This window comes from Paenibacillus sp. J2TS4, assembly GCF_018403245.1.
In the GTDB taxonomy this organism is placed as follows: Bacteria; Bacillota; Bacilli; order Paenibacillales; family NBRC-103111; genus Paenibacillus_L.
In genome coordinates this window covers 265339-278267 of the sequence record NZ_BOSH01000005.1, presented here as the reverse complement: position 1 = coordinate 278267, position 12929 = coordinate 265339, and the positions used below count along the sequence as shown (strand labels likewise).

Here is a 12929-nt window from a genome sequence, read left to right as displayed (position 1 = left end):
TGCCCGTTACTTCAATGAAAAACGGCAACCGATCGTTATCGTCGGTTGCCGTCATGTCTTTATTGACCTATCGATCCCGTTAGCGGAATTAATTACTTGGACGAAAATTCTAACAATAATTTTCTTGCCTCTTCAAAGTTTGTATATTCCTCATAAAAGTCCTTATAGTTACCGATTCGGTCTATATATTACCATAAACTAGTATACTTAGCGAAAAACCCCCTTCTAAATATTCCCTACTTGCGGTACGGCTCTCCATATCATCTATAGTGCGAAAATGGAGATGCAAAGGCACCCTAACGGGTGCCCAAGATGATTTTATTAGGAGGTATGTGCAATTTCAACCTCTTGCTTCCGTTCCGGTTGACGGGAATGTTTAAAGGCAGATGCAAGCAAGACCAAGAGGCCGCAGGCGCCGATCCAGATTAAGACGATTGTCGGATGATTCATGCGTAGGCCTTGCCCAAAGAAGAACAACTCACGCAGCCCTTCAACCATGAAGCGCATCGGCAACCATGATAGTATCCAATCCCGGTAAAACGGAGATATCAACTCGGGAGCGAAACTAAGGAGTGGCGCACTGAAAAAAAGGAACAGTACAAAAATAATCATGCCTTTCAGTCCAATCCAAGAGAAAACAGCAGCTATCATGAGGAAAAATGCTAAATAAGCAATGGCCAAGAATAAAGCTGTTTCCGTGAACTGAGAAATGTGTAAGCCCCAACTCTCGGCGAACCAAGTGAAGCTAAATCCAGCCGCCAAAGCAATGACCGCTCCCCAAAAGACTTGGACTATATTCGCCCGAAGCCGTTCATTACGATTCGCGTAATTCGATTTGTTTTTTACAAGCAAGAAAATTACATTTCCGATTAGACTGGCCATCCATAAAGGTTGAAACATCAAAACCGGTGAATTCCCGTTCGCACTATGCGTACCGATTGCATTCACATAGATGACTTCGCTAACGATTGGTGAAGCGAATGCAGCGGCTTGTTTCGTCGAAATCGCAGCGCCTTGCTGATCGAAAGTCGCCAATATCTCAGTACGTATCTCCTCATTTATGCCACTAATCGCTAGGTTTAGCATTTCCCCAACCATACTAGATGTCGATGCATTCATGCCTTGGTTGATATAAATCCGCATCCGGGGTGAGGACGGATCGGGCGTCATTAGCGATGCTTGCTTCTCGCTAAAATCCTTGGGAATCACCAATGCCGCATAATATTCCTGATTATCGAGTCCTGCTCTTACTCCTTCTTCACTACCAACTTCGATCCATTTCATCGCCGGCTCCCCATCCGCATTCGCAGAGGTTGCAGACTGAATGTTAGACACAACCGTCTCGCCCATATTTACGTTTGAGACCGTCAAGCCTTGATCCTCATTCACAATGGCAATGGGCAGGTTATGGGGAACAGGATTGATGCTAGGAATCATAGCAAGGCTAAAAATGAAGATAACTGCAATAACAATAAGGGGTAATGCAATAATGAATTTGTTTTTCAATAAGCTCATACGTTTCCTCTGTCTTTCTTGCGATTCAGCTGCACCAACCTCAAAATCTACTGTTCGAATTCTTTCGTTTTTCTACCGGCAGTATGGCCTCGATGACGTCCCAATGCTCGGCGATCTTTCCATTCTCCACGCGGAACAAATCGTAGAAAGCGGTAGGCTGACCGTCGAAGAAACCTTCACTCACCGTAAGCACAAAATCGCCTTGTCCGATTACCTGATGGACATGAGTATATTGAAATTCTATCTTTTTCTCCTCCAGCGCCTGCAAAGCAGCATGAAGACCGGAAAGGCCGTCTGCAATATGCGGACTATGTTGAATGTAGTGATCGCCATCAAAGTAAGAGGCAAGCAGGTCGGGGTTCTTCCCGAGCAAGATGTTCTCCACATAGCTTTTGACAAATGCTTTGTTAGCATCCGTCTTGTCGATATCCTTAATCGTGACCGGTCCGTCAATCATCGTATGATTGCTTGGCGTCTTTTCCGTCATCTCTTGCAAATTGTCCCAATGCTCGACGATTAGCCCATTCTCAAAACGGAAGATATCAATAGCGATTTTAGGGCCGTGAAAATCATATACGGAATGAAGAGCCACATAATCTCCGTCGACTAAAGTACGCTTAATGCTTACCTTTGTACCCATTTCCTTTAAATGATCAAGTGCGCCAAGCATGGCTTCACGGCCATCGGGCAAGGCCTGGTTATGCTGAATATATCGATCCGGATGAACGTAAGCCGTTATCGCTTCGGGGTTGCCGCTCTCTAAACTTTCCAGCACGGCGATTGCCTTAAGTGCAAGCTCATTTTGATGATTGAATGTCATTGGAATATCCTCCTTAGAGTTTATAGTCATTAGATAAATAATGAACATCATGTTGTTTATTTATCTTTCGCTCATTATAATAGAGACTAATACAACGCTCAATATTTAATATTTTTGTTTTTGCAGGATAAGTTACAGTTCATAAAACTTTGTCGCTTAACGGTCTAAATTAATTTGAGGGGAACTAAAATCATGAGTAAAAAAACGGATCTAAGAATACTGCGCACTAGACAATCGATTCGAATGGCGTTTTATGAGCTTATTCAGGAAAAAGGGTATGAAGCGATAACGATCCAGGATATTGCAGATCGGGCTATGATCAATCGAAACACGTTTTATCTTCATCACCACAATAAACCTGATTTATTGGACACTTGTATGGATGAGTTGTTGAGCGAATTAAAGAATGCAGTCGTTCTATGTCCATTCAATATGAGTCCTTTCCATACTTCTACACTTGAGACAGTCATGCAAACTGTACTGGAGCATATTTCGCGGAACACCACCTTTTACTATGCCATGTTAATTGAAGATAATAGAATCTATCAGTTTCGAGCGAAAATGGAGAATATCATTAAAGATAAATTAAATGAGGGATGGAATCCTGCTCAGGAAAAGTCCCCTTTAGCGATATCCAAGGAATTGCTGCTCGAGTACCTCGTATCGTCTTTCATGGGGATTGTCATTTGGTGGATTAAAAACGATAAGCCCCTTCCTACGGGTGAAGTTTCATCTCAGTTTAGTAGAATCGTTGCCTACGGGCATTCGAAAGCTGCCGGCATCGCCGTCGAGGAATAAAATTAGCGAGGGTAAAAGGGCATAGGCACTAAGCAGGTATCCGCAAAAAATTGGGAAGGGGCTGTCCAGAAAGTCAGCTTTCACTGACTTTCGTATTATTAGGTCAACCAGATATTACTGGTTGGCCTATATTTATGGTCATTTTATGATGGCGGTAGCCGGAAGAACGTGACAGCCCCTGGGGGGAAACCCCGTACACAAAAACTGTTCTCCCACTACCACCAACCATCACGATTGAGCTGGTTGAGGCATTGACCTCGTATCACAAGCGAAGCTGTGGAGTTGGATCCATTGTGGGAATGACCGGCAGATTTTCTTTGAAAGGAGAACTAATGAAACCTGTTATTGGAATTGATGTAGCAAAGGGAAAGTCTGTCGTGCAGTGTTTTTTAAAACGTAACCGACCCGTAGGACGAGCAGAAACCATTCTGCATACGCCTAAAGGATTCGAGCGGCTTAGAACCTTACTCACCGATCTGGAGCAACAAACTGGGTTAAAGCCGCAAGTTATCTTCGAACCAACAGGCCATTATCATCGTGTACTGGTTCAATATTTACAGTGTGAAGCCTTTGAAGTCATCCTGGTGAATCCCCTGCAGGCACAGCGAGCTAGAAGAACGGGTTTGCGTAAGGTCAAAACTGACGAATCCGATGCATGGCATTTAGGCGATCTGTATTATCAGGAAGAAGATTGGCTGACTCATCCCCTCCAAAAGGAAGCTTTCACAGATTTGCAGTTCTTAACGCGCCAGCATGAATTCGTTACGAGCTTGTATGTGCAGGCCACGTTAAATATGCGTGCCCTGATTGATCAAGTCATCCCTGGCTATGAGACTTTTTTTACAGGGGTAAGTACAAAGCTGGCTACCGCTATTGTGGCAGAAATCGGAGATGTGTCTCAGTTCAGCCATCCCAAACAAGTCGTGGCTATGGCTGGGCTTGACCCAAGCGTGTTTAGTTCTGGGAAGTTTACGGCAAGTGAAAACAAAATAACGAAGCGCGGCTCAAAACGTTTGCGAAGAGCAGCTTATCTTGCGGTAATATGCGGATTAAGAAAGGGATTAAACCCGCGACTAAGAGAATATTACGACAAGAAAAAAAGCGAAGGTAAGCCCTAACCTCGCCCCGGTAAGCCTCCCATATCTGGCGCGTTAATGGTACGAGACTGAGAGAGGCTTGTAGGAGAGTCTAACGAATCGCGGCGAGAAATAGCTTCAAAAGGGCATAGCCATCCTTTCGCTGCTTCTCTGTGCATTGATTCAAAGCAGCGATAATCAGTTCCGTTTCATTATAGGGCTTGGTTTGGTCCGAACTACCCAATAGAAGTTGATTGGGAGACAGTTTTAACAGGGAACAAATACTTAGCATGGTTTCTATGGACATCCCCGCTTGCCCGCGTTCAATATCGGCACAAAATTTGGGAACCCGTCCTATTCTTTCCGCAAAATCCTCCTGAGATATGCCCAAAGCCTTTCTTCGTGCCCGAATGCGTTCGCCTACGGCCTTTTTATCGTATTCACTCATGTGGATTCCTTTCCAAAGCGGAGTTTTCAGTTCCTATTATGAAGGAGTTTTTAATTGACTTTAATGAGTTTTAAAGGTACTATTTAGGATAGTTTTAGGGGTACACCTCTCAAGTGTTCCCGATTTATCGGGACTAATACGGAGAGTGTATAGGCGGCTAAGGGTAACGCAATTTTGACAAGAAACAGAGAGATGCTTAGATGAAGAAATGGGCTGAGCAGCTTGAAAATGAAAAAGAAAAGTTGGATCCACTTGGGAACGAATCTCTGGCGAATGGAATCCGGTTGTATGAAAACAACGCGTTGCAAGCTCAAAGCAGGAAGGTGGATGAACTGATTGTTCAATTGTATAGGAGAATTGGGTTTGAACAACGGTCAACATGGATTCGGAAAGTAGCCTCTTAAAAAGTTGAAAAAGCCGCGTCAAATCGAGGTTTATCCGTCACATAAAGTTGCTAATTTTTTTCAAAATAAACAGGACACTACGTGCCCCTTGCCAAAGGTTAAACCACCACAGAATAACCGACGAGAGGGAGTGTCCTTAGCAACAAACACAAGCAACGAACCATGCACCAGAACAAAAAACACGCCGTGAAAGGCGAACCCAAATCTTGGGGGAAGGCCGCCACATCAAGAAAACCGGCTTGCCCAGATCTAGAAGTGATTGTACGCACGATACGGCATAAACTTCGAACGTTCTCCGATCGGTTACGACTGAACGAATCCATCGCCGCTTAAACGAGTCCAATCCCAACCGACTAATGACTCCATCCCGCAAAAAGGCGGGCTTCTTTGGAATTCCCAAATTTGGATTGGGAATTCCTAACAGGCTGTTCAATTAAAGCAGTACAACTCACAAATTCCTATATATCCCATTTCTTCGCATAATCACGACTTATTCACAGACTTGAGTTATCCACATTCCGAATTCATGTTGACAATTTATTTTCTTATGCTGACTCATTTCAAACATTAGGTTCAGACAGTTCCTACGTTATCTGAGTTTTTTGGTATCTCCGTAAAGCAGAGAGAGGCTGAAGATCTCATGGCATTCATTAATATGGGGAAGGAGCACGGTCTTAACCCGGATTTGGCCAGTGAATTCTTTATCGGATATTCGATTCGCAAATTCCCAAAGAACTAGATCATCTTCGTTTTGGTGTCAACTACAACCTGAACATCGAACTGAAGAATGCCAGTAGCTCAGAGCGAACCAGCTTATCATGCCCGCCTCTCCATTTAAAATCGCAATCTAATTACCCCATTCAGAGTAGCGAGAAACAAGTTTATACTCTCGATGCAAATGAAAATCTTGTTTCCAGTACGATAGAAGAGCTACACGGTGCGATCAAGGACCAGATAAGAAAGCGGCCCAAATGGTCAAATAAGAAGGGATGATGGCGATATGACACCTATTATCCATCAATCTTCCCATCAGCTTAGCCTAAGACCTCTAATAAATCTGAATTTATCAGGAGCAACTAACTACAAGGATATAACGATAAAGCTGTCGAAGTATTCTAAGATTATAGAATGTTCAGAACTATTTAGCCGGTTAGGAGTGAGATAATGAAGTTTCGCAACTTTGTTGACACCAAAATAGCATTTCGCAAATATTTAATCTTGTTCTTTATTACCGTACTGGTTCCTACCGTATTGCTCTTAACTCTTCAAATATATAATAAATATCAGGACACCCTACAGCAAGCGGATGCGATCTCGGAAGCTGTTCGTGAATCTGCTTCGCGTAATCTGGAGCTATTGTTGGAGCAGATGGGACAAATGACGCTGCAGATTTCGATGTCGCCGGATGTTCTGGAGCTGTTAACCCGCCCCTATGATCTGCCAGCTTATCGATATGCCGAAACTAAGGACCAGTTGGGAACGTGGATGGATTCTAATTCGTTGTTTGAATCCATCTATTTGGATATTAGACTGAATGAGAAGGTGATGACGGTTCGAGAAGGGCTGTATGACAGAGAAAGCTTTTACGACAAGACCTTCCTGAAGGAGATTACCCAGTTGTCCTCCGAATATTCGCGTTCATGGGTAGGCGTGCGTCAGTATCCGGGGAGTTCCGGTAAGGAGGTTCTGTCTTTCGTCAGATCCGTGCCGGTTACAGAGAAAACCGCCTTAGGTTACCTGGTTGTGAATGTAGACAAAACCAAGTTTATGAACATACTGATGAATATTAATTCACAGATGTCAGGACAGTTGATCGTAGCGGATCCCGAGAACCATCTGGTCTCTTCCTCCTTTGAAGGCATAGATGCACAGAAGTTGCTTTCAAAAATAACGCCTGGAATCGTTTATACCGATGTCATCAAGCTGGATGGAATGCAATACAGTCTCAACGGCTTAAAAAGTGCCTCAAACAATTGGACGTTGTTGAAAGTCACGCCTATCAGCCCTTATATGCCTGCGCTAACCGGAGCTATTCGGCAAGCTATGCTTATTCTTGTTATCGTGCTCTTGCTGGGTATTGGAATGTCTTATTTGTTTGCGTCGATTCTATACAACCCTTGGAAACATCTGGCGACGACGCTGCAAGGTTATGTCATGCGAAATACAGAGGATAGGCAAGACGCTTATACGGTCGTCAATCGAGCGATTCATAATTTAATTGCAAAAATCCATCAGAATGAACCGATCGTCCGAGACCACGTTGTCTATGATTGGCTTCATAATCAGTATCCCGATGATATCGATACGCCAGCTCAGCGCTTCGCAGAGGCCGGCATTCACTTCGTATCCCCCCATCATGCTGTGCTTGTTGTCGTTGATGAGAATACGCGTGATCCGGAAAGAGCAAGCGGCGATACCCTCTTTCTATTCAGTTTGACTGAGGATGAGCTACATTCGCGGTTTATGGCAGCAGGAACGATGATCGATAGCGGTAAATTTGCGTTTATTCTAAATTTCGACCGCAACGAATTCGACGCCGAACTCATGGCCGAGTTGGAGGATGCTTGCCGGTCCATTCAGCAGAAGGCTCACAAACGCTTAAAGGCGGAGCTAGGGTTCTTCGTCAGCGGTATTCAGCCGCTATCCCATCTTTCTGAAGCCTTTGAGCAAGTGAAAAGGGCGATGGCCTACAAGGCTTTTCTGCCGCAATCTGCGGTCTGCTTCGTGGAGGAATCGAATGAATCCGGCCAGTTCCAGTACCCTGCCAGCTATCAGAAGAAAATAATTAATTTTATTCTTGCCGGTGACCGGGACAGAGTAGAACAGTATATGACCGAGCTGTTTGAGCAATATTTGCAGAGCAGCGCCGCTCCTTATCCTAAATTGCTACAAATGATTATTATGCTGATGAGCCATATACTTGGTTCGCTCGCGCAGGAAGGGTATGATATTGAACCTCTATTGGATCAGGTCGATCTGCTCCAATTACAGCAGTGTCAGAACCAGCGAGAATTAAAAATGATGCTCCTGCTTCAAATCGGTCAAATTATGGACTACTTGTGCATGGTAGGGAAGCAGACGGAAGACAGCAACCCTATGGTAAGCCAGGCTCTGGCCTATATCGATAACCATTATGCCAGCAACCTCTCGATTGCGGATGTTGCGTCGCTTATCGGGATCAGTCCCTCTCACTTGAGTCGAATATTTAAGGCGGAGGTAGGCAAGTCGCCGATCGAATATTTAACGGAGCTCAGAGTATCCGCGAGCAAAACGCTGTTGAAAGATAAAGCAAAGTCGCTGCAACAAATTAGCGAATCGATCGGTTATAACGATGCCAATACCTTTATCCGCACGTTTAAGAAAGCGGAAGGGATGACTCCGGGCGAATACCGCAAAAAAGTAATAAACCATTCTTGATCGGAATGGTTTATTTTTGATTATCGGCTATTTGTATCGAAATACGTCCATGATAATCAAATTGTCGTTATATACGCCCCAATCGGGAATGTCTTATAGTGTAAAGGCAAGCACACAACCATAAGAAAGGAGGGTTTAGATTGGCGTTACCTTCTACGGCCCGAACATCCACACCATCATATTTATCAATGTATTGGAGGAAAGCGTGGAAGCCGTTTGCAAGCCACAAATATTATTTTGTGCTGCTGCTTCCTGGTATCCTTTACTTCTTGTTGATCCATTATTGGCCTATGGCTGGTATTGTAATCGCATTCAAAGATTTTCGGTTAATAGATGGCGTAATGGGAAGCCCTTGGGCCGGGCTCAAATGGTTTCAGTTATTGTTTGATTCACCTGATTTCTGGGTGGCGCTGAGGAATACGATCATTCTCAGCCTCTATAAGCTGGCCATCAACTTCCCGGCACCGATTATATTGGCGCTTCTGCTCAATGAAGTGTATCATGCCGGCTTTAAGCGGGTCATTCAGACAGTTGTTTACTTTCCGCATTTCTTGTCTTGGGTCATTCTTGGAGGGGTGTTATATTCGTTGTTTTCCTCCAAGAGCGGATTGCTCGATCTGCTTGGACTCCAAACCTCGCCATTGATGGATCCGGGCAGCTTTCGGGGATTACTTGTACTGTCCGAGCTGTGGAAGGAGGTCGGATGGGGGACCATTATTTATATGGCGGCGATCTCCGGAATTAATATGGAGCTCTATGATGCGGCCAAAATCGATGGGGCTAACCGGTTTCAATTAGTCCGCCATGTTACATTGCCTTCGATTGCGGGCACGATCGTCATTTTGCTTATTTTGAAAACAGGTCATATTTTGAACGTAGGCTTCGATCAAATTTACAACTTGTACAATCCATTAGTATATGAGGTGGCGGATGTACTGGATACTTATGTATACAGAGTGGGGATTATGATGGGAAGATATTCGTTCGCCACGGCCGCGGGGTTGTTCCAGTCCGTAGTCGGATTGATTTTAATAGTATTGACCAACCGGTTAGCCAAGAAATTCGGCCAACAAGGAATATGGTGAGGTGACGATAGCTAGTGCATTCTTCATTCGGAAATCGCATGTTCAACACACTCAATGCAGTTTTTCTTTCATTGTTAGGTCTTGCCACGATCTATCCACTATGGCGAGAGATTTCCCGGTCGTTAAGCTCGGGTGATGCGGTAATGCGAGGGGGCATGTTCTTATGGCCCGTTGACTTCAGACTGGATGCGTACCACATCATAATAAAGAGCGATTATTTGTGGACGGCGTATGGCAATTCCCTCTTTATTACCATCGTAGGAACAGTGCTAGCGCTTCTATTAACGTCAAGCACTGCCTATCCGCTGGCCAAGCGGACGCTCCCGCTCAAGAAGTTGTTTATGCTCATTGTATTGTTCACTATGATCTTCAGCGGAGGCCTGATCCCGACTTACCTGGTGATGAAAGATCTGCACCTCATTAATTCTTTGTGGGCCATCATCGTCCTGAATCTCATAAGCGCTTTCAATGTCATCGTCATGCTCAGCTTCATTCGAACGATCCCCGAGGAATTGGAAGAATCGGCTATGATCGATGGCGCCAATCCGATTCGTATCTTTTTTACGATTATATTGCCGCTATGCAAGCCGGTACTGGCAACATTGGCCCTGTGGATGGCGGTTAGCTTATGGAATAACTTCTTCCAATCCTTTATCTATTTGAACGATAAAGCGCACATGACCTTACCGGTCTTGCTTCGTCAAATTATTGCCGGTCAAGTTGATGCGGAAGCGATGGGCGAGCTCAATGCAGCTTCTTCGGATTCTGTCATTGCAGCCACAATTGTTGTCTCTTTGATCCCTATATTGATGGTGTATCCATTCTTGCAGCGTTTCTTCGTGAAAGGCGCGATGATTGGATCGGTCAAAGGGTAAAAAAATACAAATCATATTAGGGAGGTCATTCGATGTTTAAGGATCAAAAAAGAAAGATGATGTTGGCTAGTTTGTTGGCAGTAGCGATTGTTTCCGCTGGTTGCAGCGGAGGAGAGAAGCAAGGGGAAGGGACTACGACTGCAGAAGTTGAAGAGATGACGACGACCTATCAAATGTTCCGCAAATTTGCCGCTCCAGAGTATCCGGAGGATGGCGGCGAGGGCAAGAAAACGCTCCTTGAGGCATTTGAGAAAACTGGAGCGAAGGGATTCGATTTCAAGGTTACTCTCGCAAGCGGAGACGATTACTTTACCAAGCTGAACATTCTTGCTACCTCAGGCCAGCTTCCTGACTATTTCGACATCGATTCGAAGACGCTCGCGCGGTTCTCCGAAGAGGGACTGCTTCTGCCACTCGATGAGTATCTGAAGGATGCTCCAAATCTAATGAAGATCATTCCGGAAGAATTCTGGAAGGAAGTCACGTTTAACGGTAAAATTTACGGCATTCCAAAGGGAATGAACGACAAGCCGTTTAACTTGCCCAGTACACTTGGACTTACCATTCGACAAGATTGGCTGGATAACCTCAAACTGAGTCAGCCGACCACACTAGATGAGTTGTATGCCGTATTGCAAGCCTTTGTTACACAAGATCCTGACAAGAACGGCAAAGACGATACATTCGGTCTGGGAGTTTCCAACGAGACGAATTTCAATGCGATCTTTGGCGCGTATGGCATTATCCCTAAATATTGGACTGAGGTAGACGGAGGAATTAAGAAAGGATTCGTGCTTCCCGAAATGAAAGAGGGCCTTGCCTTACTTCAGAAATGGTATGCGGAAGGTCTTATTGCTCACGACTTCCCGATTATGGAATCCAAACAAAGAGATGAGTTGGTTGTAAACTCTCTGGTCGGATTGTTCGAGGGAAGTGTGTATTATACGGAAAAGATGTCTAGCCCACTTGCAACTTCGCTGCATGAAGCCAATCCCAATGCCAAGCTCATCATGCTGGAAGCGCCGAAAGGTCCGACTGGTAAGCAAGGCTATCAAGAAAAGCTCTATAATTCGGAGTTCACAGCACTGTCGGCTAAAGTTCAGGATCCCAAGAAGTTGTTCCAATATCTGGATTGGGTTGCCGATCAGAGCGATGAAGGCGGATTCAATCACATGATGTACGGCATCGAGAATGAGGATTTCACTTACGACCGCGCTACGGATACAATCGAATTGATTACGCCGTATGCCGAGCTGTATAAGAAAGGGTATTCCAACCCGGTTCGATTCGTTATTGTTACCGATCGTCGTTCAGCGAAGCCAGAAGTTCGTGAGGCCATTGAAATTGTGAACAAACATGTGATCACCAATGCCTTGTGGAAATCGGTTCCAGCAGAGATGGATTATCCGGATCTCGAGACTAAGCTGTGGATGGAATATTTGGTCAAGATCGTTACGGGTGTGTGGCCTGTAGAGAAGTACGACGAGTTTATCAAAAAATACTATGCTCAAGGCGGTAAACTCATCGAAGAGCAAGCCAACGAGCTGTGGAAAGAGTTAAGTCAAAAATAAGGTCAAGGAGCGTGCGGAAGTTGAGACAGCTTGAAGAGTGGAAAGTCGGTACATCGTATCGTGATAGAAATAGCGCTGGTTTGGAGCAACTGAAGCGCACCGGGTTGGATTGTATAGAGCTCGTGCTGCATGGCGAGGACTGGCACAACCACTTTGAAGTGCTTGCCAAGAAGTATACCGATATTGTTCATGAAGCAACTCGTTTGGACATGCAGGTGTGGTCCGTGCATTTGCCGTTTGGAGACGAATGGGACGTATCTTGTCCAGATGCTGCGCTCCGAAAGACCATCATTGAAAATCAATACCGAATGTTGCAGTTAGCGGACAGTTGGGGTGTGGGCATCGCAGTGCTCCATCCCAGCTTTGAGCCGATCCCTGCGGAGGATCGGCACGAACGATTGGCGATTTGCAGAGAATCGTTACATGCATTGGCCAATCTAGCCAATCACCTGGACATTCGTGTAGCCGTGGAATGCTTGCCAAGAACCTGTCTCGGCAATTCAAGCGATGAAATCTTGCAGTTGATTGAACCTACGAGCGAATTGGTCGTGTGCTGCGATGTGAATCATCTGCTGCATGAAAGCGCAGAGGCGTTCATCAACAAGCTCGGATCACGAATTGGTACGGTTCATATGTCCGATTATGATGGAATAGATGAACGGCATTGGATGCCAGGACAAGGAATTATTGAGTGGAATAAGGTGCTGAAAGCTCTAGCTGAACAAGGATATCAAGGTCCGTTTATGTTTGAAGTGCGCGATCCTCAGGCGGAGGAGCTCATTTCATGCTGGGAGGGGCTGAAGCAACAACAGATGATTTAATACCCGAGTCTGGCTAATCATTCCGAATCAATAGAAAAACTCCTGCAGCTAGGACATATGATCCACCGAGAACTGACCTAGCTGCTCTTAATTAAAACT

At 45.0% G+C, this 12929-nt stretch carries 11 protein-coding genes; 8 read left to right on the top strand and 3 right to left on the bottom strand.

Translation table 11 applies throughout. From position 1 onward, the window contains the following. Positions 1-321: 321 nt before the first annotated feature. Together KJS69_RS13475 and KJS69_RS13470 are read right to left on the bottom strand one after the other, a co-directional pair. On the bottom strand, positions 322-1515 hold the full coding sequence (locus KJS69_RS13475) for a YhgE/Pip domain-containing protein (protein ID WP_213584291.1): 1194 nt from the start codon (positions 1513-1515) through the stop codon (positions 322-324). Positions 1516-1555: 40 nt separating this feature from the next. Beyond that, the gene (locus KJS69_RS13470; protein ID WP_213584290.1) at positions 1556-2335 is read right to left on the bottom strand and encodes a nuclear transport factor 2 family protein; all 780 of its coding nucleotides are present in this window, start codon (positions 2333-2335) and stop codon (positions 1556-1558) included. Positions 2336-2527: 192 nt separating this feature from the next. On the opposite strand from KJS69_RS13470, the gene KJS69_RS13465 reads away from it, so the two are divergent. Together KJS69_RS13465 and KJS69_RS13460 are read left to right on the top strand one after the other, a co-directional pair. Next, complete coding sequence (locus tag KJS69_RS13465) at positions 2528-3133, top strand: TetR/AcrR family transcriptional regulator (RefSeq protein WP_213584289.1); 606 nt, start codon at positions 2528-2530, stop codon at positions 3131-3133. Positions 3134-3465: 332 nt separating this feature from the next. After that, the gene (locus KJS69_RS13460; protein ID WP_213584288.1) at positions 3466-4251 is read left to right on the top strand and encodes an IS110 family transposase; all 786 of its coding nucleotides are present in this window, start codon (positions 3466-3468) and stop codon (positions 4249-4251) included. Positions 4252-4321: 70 nt separating this feature from the next. Here the strand turns inward: KJS69_RS13460 and KJS69_RS13455 are convergent, their stop codons facing one another. After that, positions 4322-4657: a helix-turn-helix domain-containing protein gene (locus KJS69_RS13455; protein ID WP_213584287.1), complete on the bottom strand. Its 336-nt coding sequence runs from the start codon at positions 4655-4657 to the stop codon at positions 4322-4324. 200 nt (positions 4658-4857) lie between these two features. On the opposite strand from KJS69_RS13455, the gene KJS69_RS13450 reads away from it, so the two are divergent. From KJS69_RS13450 to KJS69_RS13425, 6 genes are all read left to right on the top strand, one after another. After that, positions 4858-5061, top strand: coding sequence for an aspartyl-phosphate phosphatase Spo0E family protein (locus tag KJS69_RS13450; RefSeq protein ID WP_213584286.1), 204 nt, complete (start codon positions 4858-4860; stop codon positions 5059-5061). Between the two features lie 1164 nt (positions 5062-6225). Then, entirely contained in the window at positions 6226-8478 is a 2253-nt protein-coding gene (locus tag KJS69_RS13445) for an AraC family transcriptional regulator (RefSeq protein ID WP_213584285.1), read from the top strand. Between the two features lie 140 nt (positions 8479-8618). Then, positions 8619-9563, top strand: a complete 945-nt coding sequence (locus KJS69_RS13440) for an ABC transporter permease (protein WP_249730505.1) — start codon at positions 8619-8621, stop codon at positions 9561-9563. Between the two features lie 155 nt (positions 9564-9718). Further along, a complete protein-coding gene (locus KJS69_RS13435; RefSeq protein WP_213584284.1) occupies positions 9719-10438 on the top strand; it encodes a carbohydrate ABC transporter permease in 720 nt (239 codons plus the stop codon). Positions 10439-10470: 32 nt separating this feature from the next. Next, positions 10471-12009 (top strand): extracellular solute-binding protein, encoded by a 1539-nt coding sequence (locus tag KJS69_RS13430; RefSeq protein ID WP_213584283.1) that lies wholly within the window; start codon positions 10471-10473, stop codon positions 12007-12009. A gap of 20 nt (positions 12010-12029) precedes the next feature. Next, entirely contained in the window at positions 12030-12830 is an 801-nt protein-coding gene (locus tag KJS69_RS13425; RefSeq protein WP_213584282.1) for a sugar phosphate isomerase/epimerase family protein, read from the top strand. Positions 12831-12929: the final 99 nt, after the last annotated feature.